Source organism: Lysobacter solisilvae, assembly GCF_016613535.2.
In the GTDB taxonomy this organism is placed as follows: Bacteria; Pseudomonadota; Gammaproteobacteria; order Xanthomonadales; family Xanthomonadaceae; genus Agrilutibacter; species Agrilutibacter solisilvae.
In genome coordinates this window covers 605,556-621,083 of sequence record NZ_CP071518.1, presented here as the reverse complement: position 1 = coordinate 621,083, position 15,528 = coordinate 605,556, and the positions used below count along the sequence as shown (strand labels likewise).

Below are 15,528 nucleotides of genomic sequence, written 5' to 3'. Positions count from 1 at the left end.
CTCAGTTCGCCAGGCGTTCGATCCGGTGCGTGGGCTGCTCGCAGACCAGCAGTGCGCCCTGTGCGCCCACCGTGCCGGTGGCGCGCACGCGGTCACCGACCTTGAACGTGCCGGCTTGGTCGATGCCCTGGGCCTTGCACAGGTTCCAGCGCGCCGGCAGCGATACCGTCACCGCGCCGCGCCCCTGCGTCGCCATGACCAGGCGCGCATTGCCGTCGTAGGCCCAGGGGCTGGTGTCGACCGTGGTGACCGTGCCGTCGACGGTGGCCTGGTCACCTTCGATCCACGGGGACGAGTGTGCCGCAGGGGTGCTGGCGCAGGCGGTCAACGCGGCCACGGTGATCGTGCAGGCGAGGACCGCGGAAACCCGCGGCAGCGTGGTGCGCATGCGGGCGGGCAGGTGGACGAGGGACATTCGGGCAACTCCGGTGGGATGGCGGGACAGCTTCGCATTGCGGGCGTCGGGCCCGTGCATTGGGGGCCGTCCTCTATGCGCCGGGCGCGATCGCCTCACGCAGCGTCGCGAGTTCCTCGCGCAGCGCCGCCACTTCGGCTTCGAGCGTGGCGACCCGGGCTTCGAGGCCGCTGGCGCCGCCGGCGACGGCATTGCCGCTGTCGCGCGCCGCGATCGCCGCCACGTCCACCGGACCGCCGAGCAGGTGCATGTAGCGGTCCTCGCGCTGGCCGGGGCCGCGCGGGATCTGCACGACCAGGGCGGGCGTCCGCTGGATCAGGCGATCCAGGTGGTGGCGCACGTCATCGGCGTCGGCGAATTTCGCCAGGCGCTCGCTGCGCGAGAACAGCTCGTGCAGCGTCTGCGCGCCGCGCAGCAACAGCAGCCCCAGCAGCGCGACCTGCGACTTGGGGAGGCTGAAATGGGTGGCGGCGGTGTGTTCGTAGCGCTCGGCGCGCGAGGAGAAGACCTGGCGTGCGAGTCGCCGGCTCTCGAGCTGGCGCAGCGCGTGGTGGACATCGCCCGGATCCAGGTTCAGCACCGGCTCGCGCGCGGTCTTCTGGTTGGCGGCGACCTGGGCGGCGTTGACGGTGAGCGGATAGGCGTCGGGCGTGGTCGCCTCCTTCTCGATCAGGCAACCCAGCGTGCGCAGTTCGGCCACGCTGAGGACGGGGAGGGCGGGGGTGTCTTCCATGGGCAGCAGGCAGGCGGGCGGACCAGCATACGCGCCGCGGGTGCGGTCACGGTCACGCCGGGCCGATGCCGGTCCGCCCGGCATCGGCGCGCCGGTCCGGCCGGCTTACAGGAAGCTGTCGTTGGTGCTCGAGGGCCGGCACTGCGTGATCCCGCCGGCGAACCGGGCCACCGTATTGTCCAGGCAGAAGGTGTCGGCCGCGCCATGCCCGGCGATCCCGTTGCCGCCGATCAGCGTCGCCGACGAGACGCGGTTGCCCTCGATCGTCATCCCGCTGCCGGTGGCGACGATCCCGTGCGCCGCGCCGAAGCCCGCCGGCGCCAGGCCACGGATGACGTTGCCGCGGACCTGGTGGCCGTCCCCGTTCACCAGCATGCCGTGCAGGTAGGTGTTGGCGGCCGTGGCGAACACGCCAGCCACGGTGTTCCCGATGACGTCGGCGCTGGCGATGATGCCGTAGGCCTCGGTGCGCTCGGTCGCGCCGCCGGTGTCGAACACGGCGTTGTCGATGACGCGGTTGTGCTCGCCGCTCACGCGGATGCCCACCAGCAACGCGTTGTCCAGGCGGTTGTCGGCCACCACGTGTCCGCCGCCACCGTCGATCCAGATGCCATGGTTGAAGCCGCGCAGGTTGCAGCCGCGCACCGTCACGTTCTGCCGGTTGCTGGCGTACACGCCGGTGGCCTGCGAGGTGTCGCCTGCGGCCAGTCCACCCAGCTTGTAGCCGTTGCAGTTCAGGGTGACGTTGTTGGTGGCGATGGTCACCGCCGCGCCGGCGCCGATCGCGGTGCTCAGGTCGTGGCGCAGGCACCACACTCCCTGGCTGGTGATCGTGACCGGCAGGGATTGGATGAAGCGGCCCTCGCAACTGTCGTAGCTGTCGGCGGCACGGGTGGGCAGAGCGGTGCAGGCAAGCGCGGCCAGCGCGATGGTGGCGGCCACGTGGGACGGACGGATCATGCGGTTCTCCTGGGTGGGGCGCGCAGTGTCGCCGCGCCCGGACGCGGTGGGCAGGGCCGGAACTCATCCCGCCAACATGCACGGGGTGGGCGCACGACGCCCGTGCGTCGACCACGACGAAGGTTGGCCGACCGATGGCAGGGGGGCTGCGCGCGGCAAACGCGGTAGCGTGGGCGCGCACGCGAACCGGGGACTTCAAATGCTCAAGCCGATCCTTCCCGCCGTCGTCGACAACCGTCTGCCCGGACCCGCGCTGGCCGTGTGGCTGTTCGTCCCGCAGGTGTTCATGAAGCTCGCGCTGGGCATGACGCACATCCTGCGCGCCGACGGCGGCGCGCAGAGCATCTCGCGCATGCCGCTGGACACCTATCCGGACGGGGCGGCGCAGAACGTGATTGCGCTGATGGCGCGGATGGGGCTGGAGCAGCTGCTGATGGGCGCGTTGTTCCTGGTAGTGCTGCTGCGCTACCGCGCACTCATTCCCCTGATGTACTGCGTGGTCGTGCTGCAGTTCGTGGCCCACCGGCTGGTGGCCGGGATGAAGCCGCTCGCACTGGCGGGCGCCTCGGGCGTGGGCGCGATGCAGCTGGTGGTCGCCGGCCTGGCGGTGGTGGGCCTGCTGCTGGCGCTGTGGCCGCACGGGCAAGGCGACCCGCGCTAGGCGCCTGCCGTCCTGGGCTCGCGCCGCGGCAGCGTAGACTCAAAGGCCCCTGATGCAGGATCGCCGCCGTGACCATGCCGTTCTTCCTGATCGATTTCGAGAACGTGCAGCCCAAGGCGCTCGACCGGCTGCGTCCCGGCGAGCATCGCATCAAGGTGTTCCTCGGCCAGCACCAGGGTCGCCTGATGCTGGAACTCGTGCGCGCCCTGCAGCCTTTCGGCAGCGACGCCGAATACATCCAGATCCAGGGCAGCGGCCCGGACGCCGTGGATTTCCACATCGCGTTCTACATCGGTCGCCTGGCCGCCGCGCATCCGCAGGCCACGTTCAACATCATCTCGAAGGATCGCGGTTTCGATCCGCTGGTGCGGCACCTGGGCACGCTGGGCATCGCGTGCCAGCGGCTGCCGGAAATCCCCGACAGCGGCCTGGCGCCGGGTGCCGCGGCCGCCCCGGCGGCGGGCGGGGCGAAACCGGCCCGGTCGGGCAAGGCCGCCCGCGTGGTCAAGGCCGCGCCCAAGCCTGCAGCCAAGGCCGTGGCGAAAGCCGCGCCAAAGGCCGTGGCGAAGGTGGCGCCGGCAGATCCGAAATGTCCGCCCGGCCCGGCCAAGGTCGTGACCGCCCGCGCCGGCGCCGCGACGGTGGTCGCGCGCCTGAAGAAGATGCGCACCCGCCCCGCGCGCCTGGGCACGCTGCGCTCCTCGATCCGGGCGATGTTCGTGCCCGCCCTGGATGACGCGACCCTCGACGCCGTGCTGCAGAGCCTGCAGGGCAGCGGCAAGGTCAAGGTGTCGGGGACGAAGGTGACCTACAGCGTGGAGGCCTGAGGCGGCAGGCCGAACGGCCGAGCGCTTGCCAAATCGCGCGCGCGTCCCCAGCTTGGGAGGCTTCCGCCGGCGACCAGGTGCCCATGCCGACCCCGATCACTGCCCAGGACATGCACGAGCTCCGCCGCGCCGTCGCGCTGCTGGAGCGGCCCAGCCTGTCGATCCAGATCGCCAACCTGATCGGCTCTCCCGTGGACTGGGCCGTCTCCAAGCTGCCCGGTTTCGTGACGCGGCGGATCCAGTCGGCGGTCCGCGCCGCGCTGTACCGCGCGTGCGATGCGGCGCTGTTCACGCTGAAGGACGCGCCGCGCGCGCAGGCCTCCACCCGGCTGCACAAGCTGGCCGCGGCCGGCAGCGGCGCGGTCGGCGGCTTCTTTGGCTGGGCGGGCCTGGTCGCCGAACTGCCGGTGTCGACGACGATCATGATGCGGGCCGTGGCGGACATCGCACGCAGCGAAGGTTTCTCGCTGCAGGAGCCGGCGGTCCAGGCCGCCTGCATCGAGGTGTTCGCGCTTGGTGGGCGCAGCGAGGACGACGACGCCGCCGAATCGGGCTACTACGCGATGCGCGGCATGGTGGCCGAAGTGGGCCGCCACACCGCCGCCGAACTGGCGCGCCAGGTCGGCGACAAGTCGGTCGAGGCGTTCACCCGCAAGCTGTCGGCGCGTGATGCCGGCCATGTCATGGCGCGGCTGATCGAGTCGGTGGCCGCGCGCTTCGGCGTGGTGATCACCGAAAAGACCGCCGCGCAGATGGTGCCGGTGCTGGGCGCCGCCGCGGGCGCGACCTTGAACACGCTGTTCACCAGCCACTACCAGGACATGGCGCGCGGGCATTTCATCGTCATGCGCCTGGAGCGCAGCTACGGCCACGCCCTGGTGCAGTCCGCCTATCGGGATGTGTATCGCGGCACGCCCCGCCGCTGAGGCGGGCACCGGTCCCGGCAGTCGCTCAGGCCACGCGCGTCCCGTCGCCCAGCACGCGAGGTTCCAGGTCCTCGAACATGCGCACGTTCTCGATGGCGACCGACGTGGAATCGGCCAGCGCGCGCAACAGGTAGATCTCCTCGGGCGAGGAGCGGTGGCGGCCGGCCCAGTAGTTGCCGATCGCGCCAATCGGATCGAGCGTGCGGATGGGCACCATCACCAGGCTTCGCACGAAGGTGGAGCGGTAGGCGTCCTGCGGGATGCGGGCGTCGGCGTAGATGTCCTCGATGGCCACCGGCTCACGGTGCAGCATCACCCAGCCGCTGATGCACGCGCTCATGGGGAAACGCTGGCCCTTCCAGAGCGGACCGATCGCGTCCTCGTCGCGGTAGTGGCACTGGTCGCCATCGCGCAGGACGAAGGTTGCGCCATCGGCACCGGTGAGTTCGCGCGCGGCATGCCGCACCAGCGCGGCGAGGGTTTCGAAGTCGCGCACCATCGACAGCTTCTGGATCGCGTTTACCAGGTAATCGAGCCGTTGCTGGTAGTTCATCGCAGTCCCCTTGCGATCGTTCCCGTTGGCCAAGCCCACCTGCGCGCAGCATACGCCTGCCCTGCCGCAGGCAGGCAAGCGGCTGCACCATGGCGGATGTCGCGGCGGCTTCAGGGTGCGGCGGGCGCGCGCTTGCGCGGGTCGTCCTTCGGGTCGACGTAGTTGATCTCGAACGGACCCTTGCCGTGGACCTGCACGACCATCCCGCCGCGCGTGGACGCCCGGTGGTGCATGTGCGCCGGCAGCAGCACGTAGTCGCCGGGACCGAACGTGGCGGAGTGGCGGTTGGCGCCGTCGCCCATTTCCAGGGTGAGGTCGCCCTCCATCACCGTCACGTGTTCGTCGGTGGGATGCCAGTGGCGGGCGATGACGAAGCCGGCCGGCGCCTTCAGGCGCAGGACGAACAGGCCATCGGCCTGGCCCGGGTCGCCGGCGAGCACCGCGGCCTGCGCGGCAGGCTCCAGTGCGGGCGGGGCGGCGCCCCACTTCACCTCCGCCGCTTTCACCATCACATGCTGGGCAGACGGCGCCATGGCGTGCCCGGCATGCTCGGGCGGTGCGGCGATCAGTGCGACGGGGAGCAGGGCGGTGAGGTATAGCGCCAGCGGAGTGAGATTCTTCATCGACGCGGTCTCCGGGGAACGCCTCGCGCGGGCGGGCGCCGACGCGACGGGCCAGGGCATTGTTGCCCTGGCGGGTTAAGACGGCGCGAGCCCGTCGCGCGCCGTGGCGATGGTGCCCAGGACGCGGGGGGCCTAAGCTGTGTGTCCCATGGACTGGTGGCCGCAGGTGTCGACGTGAATGGTGTTTATCGAACAGGCGCCGCGCGCCTTCTGCTGCTGTTGCTGGCGGTGACTGGCGCCGGCTGCATGCAGTCCACGCCCGGTGCGCCCTGCCACAGCGTCACGGAGCTGATGGGACAGGCCGCGACGCTGGCGGGCCAATCGGTCACGGTCTGCGGGCATGTGAACGGCGCCACGCGTTCGCAGCTGGTGCTCACGCAGGCCGTCGAACCGCCGGTCAGCCTGCGGCTGGCCATCGATCCGGCCGCCGCGGAACAGCCGGATATCGCCGCGCTGCTGCGCGCCGTGGATGCGCGTACCGCAGCCGGCGGCAACGGCGGCATCGAGGCGCGGGTCACCGGCGTCCTGGCGGCCGCGGACGCGAATGGTCCTTCGCTGAAGGTCGTCTCGGTCGCCGACGTCAAGACGCGCTGAGCCGGCGCCTTCGCGCGCCTCAGGAGCCGCGCGGCTCAACGTCAGCGCGGCTCATGTCAGTGCGGTTCGACCCGCGCGGTTTCAACCGGCGCCGGTGCGGACATGGAAACCCAGCGCGCCGGCAACCAGCCGGAGCGCTTCATCGTCCTGCTGGCGGGTGATCCAGCCGGCGTGATGATCGGTGCCGGTCTCCCAGGTCCACAGCGTGTAGTGGTATTCGCGCAGCCGGTCGTAGGCGGTGTGCAGCAGCGCGGGTACCTCCGCCCTGTCCAGGGTCTCCTCGTCTTCGTCCCAGACGATGCGCAGGTTCCAGCGCGACGACAGCTCGTCCAGGCTTTCCACCAGCGCACGCGGGTCGTCCTCGTGGACGAAGAAGCCGGACTTCCAGTCGATGGCCTCGCGCAGCAGGTCCTGCGCATCGGCATCGCCGCGTTCGGCCAGGGCCTCGCGGAAGGCGGCGAACTGCTGCAGCGCCGCGTCCTCGTCGCCGGGATTGATCAGCAGCAGCAGTTGCCAGACCAGCGCCTCGAGCGCGGCTTCCTCGTCGATGTCGGCGTCCGCGCCGAAGGCATGGGCGAAGTTGTCGTCGGGATCGTATTCGTCGGGCAGGGACATGGCGGCGCCAATCGATGGTCAGGCCCTAGCGTGCGCCGCGCGGGGCCGGGTGTCATCCCGTGTGTGGCCGGACACGCGCAGCGGCCGTCGTGGCCGCCGGCTGGCCGATGGACGGATCCGGCGAGCGTCGCCAGCCGATTGACAGGGGGCCACACGCTGCCCACGCTCGGCGTCCTGGATTCCGGAGGTCGTCATGCCTGGTCGCGTCGCCATCTGCGCACTGTCCTTCATGCTCATCCTGGGCGGCTGTTCGCGGGAACCCGCGCCCGCGGCGGTGACCGTGCCGGCGGCCGAACCCGTGCCTGCCCCGACCGGGGCCGCCGCGCCGGCGCTGACAGCGGCGCAGCAGACAGCCTGGGAGGCGCTGCTGCATCGGCTGGATCGCGACGGCGACGGCGTGATCGCCCGCAGCGAACACGCGATCGCGGCCGCCGTGATGTTCTCGCGCATGGATCGCGACGGCGACGGCGCCGTGACCGTGCAGGAAATGGAGAGCGAGCGCGAAACGCTGCTCGACACGCCGCCGACCGACACCGCGGCCCGGCTCGCGCAGGTGGATGGCAACCACGACGGCGTGCTGGATACCCGGGAACATGACGCGGCAACCCGCCTGGTGTTCGACCAGTACGACACCGATGCCGACACGCGGCTGGTGCGCGAGGAATTCATGGCCGTGTTGGCCAAGCTGGAAGCGGCCCGGGACAGCTGACGGCACGCCTGCCCCGGCGCGCGTCGGGGGCCGGCCTGCCTTCGCGGACTCAGCCGGCCTGCCTGGCCTGGCTCAGCGCGCGATCGGCACGCAGGAACACCTGCTCCAGCGGTTCCGCGGCGTCCACCGCCTCGGCCGCGGCGCTGCAGATGCGCACGCCGTGGCGGCCCTGTTCGTGGTCGGCGGCCTCGCGCAGCTGGCGCAGGGTCGACGCCGCGTCCCCGTGGAGCACGGCGACGAACTCGGCGCTGCCGGTGCAGCGGTTGAGGGTGTCGCCGAGGCTGGCCTGCAGGCGTGATTCCAGCGCGCGATCCAGTTGCGCCAGCAGTTGCTCGGCGCCGCGCTCGCCACGCTGCGTGGCCAATTCCGCGTAGCCCTGCAGCTCGAACAGCGCCACGGTGAATCCCGGCGGCGCCGCAGCGGGTGCATGCAAGGCGCCCCGGCTCATGAAGGTGGCGCGTTCCAGCACGTGCTCGCGCTGGCGGCCTTCCAGCAGGTTGACGGTCAGGCGGGCGAGTGACTCCAGCGCGCCGCGCTGGTCGTCGGAGAGCACGCGCGGCTCGCGGTCGATCACGCAGACCGTACCGATCGCGGCGCCCCCCGGTGTTACCAGCGGCATGCCGGCGTAGAAGCGCGCGCCAATCGGCCCGGTGACCACCGGGAAGTGCGCGAAGCGCGGATCCCGCGCCAGGTCGGCGACTTCCAGCAAGGCTTCCGGCGTGCCGATGGCGTGGTTGCAGACGGCCTCGTCGCGTGGCGTCTCGGCCAGGTCCACGCCGACGCGGGCCTTGAACCACTGACGGTCACGATCGATCAGCGACACCAGGGCGATGGGCACGCCGCAGATGGCGGCGGCGAGGCGGACGATGTCCTCGTACGCCGCCTCGGGCAGCGTGTCGACGATGCGATAGGTATCCAGCGCGCGCTGGCGTTCGAATTCCGGAGCAGCGGTCATGAGGCGGGGGATGGCGGGGCGGAAGGACCCACTCCAGTGTCGATGCCGCCGGTGTACGCGAAATCAAGGCCGGGCTCCGCCGGCCTTGTGGACGGTCGCGCGAGCGGCCCGTTGGCGACCGGCCGCATGCGCCTGCAATCGCCCCTCCTGCGACGGCCCGCCAGCGGCGTGGCGCACGGCCGCTGGACGGGACGATCAGCGCCCGGGCTTGCCCTTGGCGCCTGAAGTGCCGGCCGCGGCCGCGCGTGCGCCGCCAAGGTGCCTGCCCAGGAAGTCGAGCAGGCGCACGTAGAACTCGCGCTGGTGCTCCTGCGCGTAGAAGCCATGGCCCTCGGTGTCGAAGTACAGCGTCTCCACGGGCACGCCGGCCTTGTGCAGCGCCAGCTCCATCTTCTGGCTGTGCGCGATGGGCGCGACGCGGTCCTCGCCGCCGGCGGCCAGCAGTACCGGCACCTTGATGCGGTCGGCCAGCAGCACCGGTGAGCGTGCATCCAGGCTCGAGCGTTCGCCCACCCAGTCCTCCATGAAAAGCCGCAGGTAGCGGGAATCACGCGAGTCCTGGCGGTGCATGGCTTCCAGGTCGTACACGCCGACATAGCCCGCGGCGCAGCGATACAGCGCCGGCTCGCGCGCCACGCCCATCAGCGCGGCGTAGCCGCCGTAGCTGGCGCCATAGATGCAGATCTTCGACGGGTCGGCGATCTTCTGGTCGATCGCCCATCGCGTGGCGTCGGTGACGTCGTCCTGCATCTTGCCGCCCCATTCGCGCGCGCCGGCGACCTGGTAGCTGCGGCCGTGGTTGCCCGAACCGCGGAAGTTCAGCCGCAGCACGGCATAGCCCGCGTCGGCCAGCAGCTGGGTGTCGTCGTCGTAGCTCCAGCGGTCGAAGATGCCGTAGGGGCCGCCGTGGGGCATCACCACCATGGGTAACGGCTGGGACGCCGTGGCGCCGCGGGGCAGGGTGAGATAGCCGTAGAGCTTCATGCCGTCGCGCGCGGTCAGTTCGACCTGGCGCGAGGGCGCCAGCCGGGCGCGATCCATCCAGGGCCGCTGCGCCAGCACCGGCGCGGCCGCCATGGTCTTGGTGTCGAACAGGTAGGTGTCGTGGGTGCGGTCGTTCCATACCTGCACCAGCGCCAGCCCACCGTCCTGGGTGAACGACGTGATCTGCACGGCCGACCCCGGGAAGGCCCGCTCGAGCGCGCGCTGGAGGCGCGCCGTGGTCGAGGTCTCGTCGATCAGTTTCGTGGTGACGGTGTCGGCCATGTAGTGCGCGCCGATCACGGTCCGCTCGTCGCTGTCGTAAACCACATCCAGCGGATCGGCGCTGGCGTGGCGCAGCACCTCCTTGCGCTCGCCGGAGGCGGTGTTGAAGGCCACGATGGCGTCCGGCCCACTGGGCTGGGTGACCTGCAGGTAGGCGGTGACGCCGTCGCGCGCAAAGCCCAGCGGCGTCTCGATCCGGCCCGATTCGGCCTGCGAGTTGATCAGCCGCCACTCGCTCTGGGGGTCCTGGCGGTAGTACAGCTCGCTGAAGTTGTCCTTGTCGTGGCCGACGGCGAAGCGCACCTCGCCCTGGGTATCGGTGGCGAAGGTTGCGGCGCGGGTGGGCGCCGTCGCCACGCGCTTGTGGCTTCCGCTGTAGACGTCGACGCTGTCGACGTGGGTCTTGGGATTGGTGTCGGTGGCATCCCACATCGCGACCAGCACGTGGCGCGGATCGGCGGGCAGCGTGTCGATCATCGTCGCCACCTGCCAGCCGGACTTGCTGTCGTTCTTGGCCAGCTGCAGCTTCGAAACCGGGCTGGTCAGCGGCTTGAGCCGATCGCTGTCCAGCCCCAGCGCGAACAACTGGCCGGTGCTGTAGGGCTGGTCACGGCTGCCCAGGCTCTCGGCGGTGGACAGCACCACCCGCTCGCTGTTGGCCCACCAGAACGATTCGATCTCCGAGCCCTTGTCGCCCACGGCACTGGAAACGATCTTCTGGTCCGAGCGGCGCATCACCACCAGGCCGATGCGGTCCTGCCAATGCACCGTAGCGGCGTAGTGCAGGCCATCGGGCGAAATCTTGACGCGGATGAATCCTTCGCGCCGCAGGTACTGCTCCAGGTCCACGTCCGCGCGTGCCGGCAGCGCCACCGCGACCAGGGCAGCCAGTGCCCAGCCCCACCACTTGTTCATTGCATCCCCTTGGAGAATCCCCCGCGGCCCGCGGCCGCGCGGCGCGCAGTTTACCGGTCCCACCGACGGGGAGCTTGGCCGCAAGAGGTGGCCAGAGTGACGGTTCTGTTCAGCTTCCGGACTTTCCCCATGTCCCGTGTCCGCGCCGACTTGGCCCAGTGCGTGTTCGAAGCCACTGCCCCGTGCTGATACGCAGCCTGCGCCCCACCGATGCAGTGATCGGCCCTGCCAGCTCACCGGAAGGCCCGCTTCCCGCACGCGCAGTGCCCGCCCCGTGCGGGACGCTATCCTGAGGCCACATCCCCATGGATCCGCACATGCAACCGATCGACCTGCGCAGCGATACCGTCACGCGTCCCACGCCCGCGATGCGCGAGGCGATGCTGCGAGCGGATGTGGGCGACGACGTGTATGGCGAGGACCCCACGGTCAATGCGCTGCAGCAGCGTCTGGCGGATGAACTGGGTTTCCAGGCAGGGCTGTTCGCGCCCAGTGGCACCCAGGCCAACCTGCTGGCGCTGCTCTCGCATTGCCAGCGCGGTGACGAATACCTCGTGGGCATGGATGCACATACCTACAAGTACGAGGGCGGCGGCGCGGCCGTGTTCGGATCGATCCAGCCGCAGCCGCTGCCGCACGCCGCCGACGGCACGCTGTCGCTGGAAACGGTCGAGCAGGCGATCAAGCCCCACGACCCGCATTTCGCCCGCACACGGCTGCTGTGCCTGGAGAACACCTGGCATGGCCGCCCGCTGCCGCACGACTACCTGGAAGCGGCGCGTTCGCTATGCGATCGCCGTGGCCTGTCCCTGCACTTGGACGGCGCGCGCGTGTACAACGCGGCGGTGGCGCAGGCTGTGCCGGTGCGGAACATTGCCGGCCTGTTCGACAGCGTGAGCGTCTGCCTGTCCAAGGGCCTGGGAGCGCCGGTGGGTTCGGTGCTGCTGGGCCCGCGCGGCCTGATCGAAGAGGCGCGACGTTGGCGCAAGGTCGCCGGCGGTGGCATGCGGCAGGCGGGCATGCTGGCCGCTGCCGGTCTGTACGCGCTGGATCACCATGTCGCGAGGCTGGCCGACGACCATCGACGCGCCGCCGAGCTGGCGCAGGGGCTGCGCGGCCTTCCCGGCATCGAGGTCGTGGCCCAGCACACCAACATGGTGTTCCTGGACCTGGCCGATGGCCGCGTCGCCGTGCTCAAGGATCGCCTGGAGGCGGAGGGCATCCGCATCGCCGCCGGCTACGGCACCCGCCTGCGCCTGGTGACGCACCTGGACGTGGACGACCATGCCGTCGCGCGGACGGTGGCCGCGTTCACGCGTTTCGCGAAGGGCTGACGCAGCCGCTGCGCGCGGCGCGCCTTCACGTCGCATCGCCGCGCGCGTCCTGACACTGGCGCCTCCCGCACGACGGAGGCTCATGCATGGCCAGCGCCAGCAAGCAGACGCAGCAGATCGTCGCCCTGATGAAGGGCATCGACATCGCGATGTTCACCACCGTGGGGCCCGACGGCTACCTGGTCAGTCGGCCCCTGTCGACCCAGACCGCGGAGTTCGACGGCGAGCGCATCTGGTTCTTCATCCAGGCCGACAGTCCGAAGGTGGAGGAGATCGCCCGCCACGCCAAGGTGAACGTCGCCTACGCCTCGACGCAGAAGAACACCTACCTGTCGGTGGCCGGCCGTGCGCGGGTATTCCGCGATCAGGCCAGGATCGATTCGATGTGGAGCGACGCGCTCAAGGCGTACTTTCCCCGCGGCCGCACGGATCCCAACCTGGCGCTGCTGGAAGTGCGCGTGAGCACGGTGGAGTACTGGGACGGGCCGTCCTCGGCGCTGGGCAAGCTGGTGAGCTTCGTCATCGCCCGGGTGACCCGCGACGAGGAGGTCATGGGCGAGAACCGCCTGCTCGACCTGAAGGCAGGCGGGCGACGCTCGCGGCTGCCGCCATCGCACAAGGACGCCGGTCCGGGCGCGAAGGCTGCCGCCAGGAAGACGCTGACACGCCGCGCGGGCACCGCGGTCACCGGGAAGGCGGCTGCGAAGAAGACGGCGACTAAGAAGGCGGCCACGAGGAAGGCGGCGACGAAGAAGACGGCGACGAAGAAGACGGCTACGAAGAAGACGGCTACGAAGAAGGCGGCCACGAGGAAGGCAGCGACGGAGCAGGCGGCCGCCAGGAAATCGGTCACGAGGAAGGCCGCATCCAAGAAAACCGCACGCAGCAGGACGGCAGCGAAACGCTAGCTTCCCTCCCGGGCCATGCCCGCCGGGCGACGGGCGTGGTTACGTGCGGCCGGCACTGACCGGATCTAATCCGGCCAGTGCTCCAGCAGGCGCCGCAACTGGGCCGGATTCATCGGCTTGACCAGATGTTCGTCGAAGCCCGCCTCGCGCGAGAGTTCGCGATCGCTGGCATGTCCCCAGCCCGTCACCGCGACGATGCGCAGCGAAGGCCCCCATGACAGCGCACGCAGCCGGCGACAGACCTCGAATCCATTGAGGCCGGGCATGCCGATGTCCAGCAGGACGAGGTCGACGCGTTCGCGCTCGGCCAGCGCCACCGCGGCCAGGCCATCGCGCGCCACCAGGGTTTCGTGGCCGAGCAGCTGCAGCATCATCGCCACCGAATCGGCTGCGTCGGCGTTGTCGTCGGCCACCAGCACGCGCCGGCGCTGGCGCGGTTCGGGCGACGGCACCGGTTCGGCCGGCGGGGCGGACGCGGCAGACGACGCGGGCACGGTGGGCAGCCGCACACTGACGCGGGTGCCCCGCCCGGGGCCGTCACTGTCCAGCGCGATCTCCCCGCCGTGCAGTTCCACCAGCCGCTGCGCCAGGCTAAGCCCGATGCCCAGGCCGCCGTGCGCGCGTTCGAGCGATGCGTCGCCCTGGCGGAACATCTCGAACACACGATCCTTCAGCCCGGCGGAAACGCCGATGCCGTTGTCGGTCACGGTCAGGGTCACCGTCTCGCGCAACGCCGTGGCTTCCAACCGGATGTGCCCGCCCGCCGGGGTGAACTTGCCGGCGTTGTGGAGCAGGTTGCCCAGCACCTGGGCGAGACGGACGGGGTCGGCGTGCAGGTGGACCGGCGCGTCGGGAAGCACGACTTCCAGTGTGTGTCCCATGGCCTGGAACTGCGGCCGCGCGGACTCCACCACGTTGCGCACCACGCCGTCGAGCGACACCACTTCGCGCCGCAGCGGCAGCTTGTCGCGGGTGATCCGGCTGACATCAAGCAGGTCGTCGACCAGCCGCACCAGGTGGATGAGTTGCCGCTCCATGGTCTGGCGCGCCTGCTCCCGGTGCGCGGGATCGTCGTCCATGCGCAGCAGTTCCAGGCTGTTGCGGATGGGCGCCAGCGGGTTGCGCAGTTCGTGCGCGAGCGTGGCCAGGAACTCGTCCTTGCGCCGGTGCGTCTCCGACAGGTGCGCGGCCAGGGTGCGCAGCTGCGACTGCACGGTTTCCAGGTCCTGGATGCTGCCGCGCAGCGCCTGGGCACGCCGGCGTTCGCGGTGCAGCGATTCGCAGGCCAGCACGATGGCCAGAGCAAACACCACGAACAGGACCATCTGCCACAGGTGGCGTGGACTGTGGACTGACATCGCGCCCACCGGCTCGAAAAGCCACATGGCCGCGCCGACCACGCCCAGCCCGAGCGCCGCCAGTCCGGGCCCGAGGCCGCCCAGCCATGCGCAGAACAGCACCGCCATGAACAGGGGCAGGAAGGTGGCGTCGACGAACAGGGACGGCAGGAAGACCAGGCGCACCAGTAGCGCCACCGCCATCGCCAGAGGTGGAGCCAGGTAACGCAGCCAGGCGCGGCGATCTGCAGGCATATCCAATCAGACTATCGACGGCGACGTGAGGGGGGATTCATCCGCTCGCGAGGGTGGCATGAGGCCCTGCCGGGCGTAGGGGAGACGTTACTCCTGCACCGATTGCACGCGCGCCGCGGAGACATGCGGATTGGCGGGGACGTACCAGCGCCACAGCCGATCAGTGCCCACGCGGATGCCGACGCGGGGCGTGGACACCGGGTGCAGGGGGGGCGGCGTGCCATCGTCGAGGATGCGCGGCCCGTCGCCGCGCACCAGGTCCGCGCCATCCTGCGCACCGGTGATGCCCAGCGCCTGGGTCAAGCGCGCCGGCCCGCTGCACAGCAGCCGTTCGGAAACGCCGCCGCGGGCTTCGTACATCGCCGGCAGGCCCCGCAGCGGTTCGAGCGCGCGGATGAGGACGCCGGCACCGGGCACGCCGTGCCAGGCCACGGCGTTGGCGCACCAGTGCATGCCGTAAGTGAAATACACATACATGTGCCCGGGCTCGCCGAACATGGTGGCGTTGCGCGCCGTCTGGCCCCGGTACGTGTGCGCGGCAGGGTCCACGCCGGCGCAATACGCCTCGACCTCGACGATCCGCCCCGCGCGGCCATCGGGCATGCGCAGGACCTTGTTGAGCAGTTCGCGCGCAACGTGTGTGGTCTCGCGGCGATAGAAGGCTCGCGGCAGGGGGCGGGCGCGTCCAGGCATGCGGGGAGTCTATGCGTAGCGCGCGAGGTATTGCGTCGCGGCGCGGTGAACACCGGTTCCGCGCGTTCGTCGGGCAAGCGGCGCCGCCATTGCGCGAGAGATCTTGCGACGGCTGTGAATCGGCCAGCGCGCATGCCCTGGCGTCCCGGACACTACCCCGCCCGGCGTGCGCTGCAGTGGCCGCGCCGCACGATCGCCGCCCGTAGCGCCGGCGCCAGCTGAACCGACCGGCAACACGGCCTGCCCGCG

The 15,528-nt window shown here is 70.7% G+C and carries 16 protein-coding genes and 1 pseudogene; 7 read left to right on the top strand and 10 right to left on the bottom strand.

Annotation, left to right across the window (positions count from 1 at the left end):
* Position 1: 1 nt before the first annotated feature.
* The 3 genes from I8J32_RS02845 to I8J32_RS02835 form a co-directional block, all read right to left on the bottom strand.
* Positions 2–415: a hypothetical protein gene (locus I8J32_RS02845; protein ID WP_200615315.1), complete on the bottom strand. Its 414-nt coding sequence runs from the start codon at positions 413–415 to the stop codon at positions 2–4.
* Positions 416–488: 73 nt separating this feature from the next.
* The gene (locus I8J32_RS02840) at positions 489–1,148 is read right to left on the bottom strand and encodes a YceH family protein (protein ID WP_200615317.1); all 660 of its coding nucleotides are present in this window, start codon (positions 1,146–1,148) and stop codon (positions 489–491) included.
* 105 nt (positions 1,149–1,253) lie between these two features.
* Complete coding sequence (locus I8J32_RS02835) at positions 1,254–2,108, bottom strand: right-handed parallel beta-helix repeat-containing protein (RefSeq protein WP_200615318.1); 855 nt, start codon at positions 2,106–2,108, stop codon at positions 1,254–1,256.
* Between the two features lie 199 nt (positions 2,109–2,307).
* Here I8J32_RS02835 and I8J32_RS02830 point away from each other — a divergent pair, with 199 nt between their 5' ends.
* From I8J32_RS02830 to I8J32_RS02820, 3 genes are all read left to right on the top strand, one after another.
* Positions 2,308–2,769, top strand: a complete 462-nt coding sequence (locus tag I8J32_RS02830) for a hypothetical protein (protein ID WP_200615320.1) — start codon at positions 2,308–2,310, stop codon at positions 2,767–2,769.
* 74 nt (positions 2,770–2,843) lie between these two features.
* Entirely contained in the window at positions 2,844–3,596 is a 753-nt protein-coding gene (locus tag I8J32_RS02825) for a PIN domain-containing protein (RefSeq protein WP_245156475.1), read from the top strand.
* 83 nt (positions 3,597–3,679) lie between these two features.
* The gene (locus I8J32_RS02820) at positions 3,680–4,522 is read left to right on the top strand and encodes an EcsC family protein (protein WP_200615323.1); all 843 of its coding nucleotides are present in this window, start codon (positions 3,680–3,682) and stop codon (positions 4,520–4,522) included.
* A 25-nt stretch (positions 4,523–4,547) separates the two neighbouring features.
* Here the strand turns inward: I8J32_RS02820 and I8J32_RS02815 are convergent, their stop codons facing one another.
* Entirely contained in the window at positions 4,548–5,075 is a 528-nt protein-coding gene (locus I8J32_RS02815; RefSeq protein ID WP_200615324.1) for a GAF domain-containing protein, read from the bottom strand.
* 110 nt (positions 5,076–5,185) lie between these two features.
* A complete protein-coding gene (locus tag I8J32_RS02810) occupies positions 5,186–5,698 on the bottom strand; it encodes a cupin domain-containing protein (protein WP_200615325.1) in 513 nt (170 codons plus the stop codon).
* A 156-nt stretch (positions 5,699–5,854) separates the two neighbouring features.
* Between I8J32_RS02810 and I8J32_RS02805 the strand changes: the two genes are divergently transcribed.
* On the top strand, positions 5,855–6,292 hold the full coding sequence (locus I8J32_RS02805; RefSeq protein WP_200615326.1) for a hypothetical protein: 438 nt from the start codon (positions 5,855–5,857) through the stop codon (positions 6,290–6,292).
* 81 nt (positions 6,293–6,373) lie between these two features.
* On the opposite strand, the gene I8J32_RS02800 is transcribed toward I8J32_RS02805, so the two are convergent.
* Positions 6,374–6,907, bottom strand: a complete 534-nt coding sequence (locus I8J32_RS02800) for a DUF6630 family protein (protein WP_200615327.1) — start codon at positions 6,905–6,907, stop codon at positions 6,374–6,376.
* A gap of 193 nt (positions 6,908–7,100) precedes the next feature.
* Here I8J32_RS02800 and I8J32_RS02795 point away from each other — a divergent pair, with 193 nt between their 5' ends.
* Positions 7,101–7,616 (top strand): EF-hand domain-containing protein, encoded by a 516-nt coding sequence (locus I8J32_RS02795; protein WP_200615328.1) that lies wholly within the window; start codon positions 7,101–7,103, stop codon positions 7,614–7,616.
* Positions 7,617–7,665: 49 nt separating this feature from the next.
* On the opposite strand, the gene I8J32_RS02790 is transcribed toward I8J32_RS02795, so the two are convergent.
* Positions 7,666–8,571, bottom strand: a complete 906-nt coding sequence (locus I8J32_RS02790; protein ID WP_200615329.1) for a GAF domain-containing protein — start codon at positions 8,569–8,571, stop codon at positions 7,666–7,668.
* Between the two features lie 195 nt (positions 8,572–8,766).
* Positions 8,767–10,752 (bottom strand): alpha/beta hydrolase family protein, encoded by a 1,986-nt coding sequence (locus I8J32_RS02785; protein WP_200615330.1) that lies wholly within the window; start codon positions 10,750–10,752, stop codon positions 8,767–8,769.
* A gap of 317 nt (positions 10,753–11,069) precedes the next feature.
* On the opposite strand from I8J32_RS02785, the gene ltaE reads away from it, so the two are divergent.
* Together ltaE and I8J32_RS17470 are read left to right on the top strand one after the other, a co-directional pair.
* Complete coding sequence (ltaE, locus tag I8J32_RS02780) at positions 11,070–12,086, top strand: low-specificity L-threonine aldolase (RefSeq protein ID WP_200615332.1); 1,017 nt, start codon at positions 11,070–11,072, stop codon at positions 12,084–12,086.
* Positions 12,087–12,172: 86 nt separating this feature from the next.
* Positions 12,173–12,667 (top strand): annotated as a pseudogene (locus I8J32_RS17470) (pyridoxamine 5'-phosphate oxidase family protein); the annotation flags it as partial.
* A gap of 392 nt (positions 12,668–13,059) precedes the next feature.
* Here I8J32_RS17470 and I8J32_RS02770 read toward each other — a convergent pair.
* A complete protein-coding gene (locus I8J32_RS02770) occupies positions 13,060–14,586 on the bottom strand; it encodes an ATP-binding response regulator (protein WP_200615335.1) in 1,527 nt (508 codons plus the stop codon).
* Between the two features lie 87 nt (positions 14,587–14,673).
* On the bottom strand, positions 14,674–15,279 hold the full coding sequence (locus tag I8J32_RS02765; RefSeq protein ID WP_200615337.1) for a DNA-3-methyladenine glycosylase: 606 nt from the start codon (positions 15,277–15,279) through the stop codon (positions 14,674–14,676).
* Positions 15,280–15,528 lie beyond the last annotated feature (249 nt).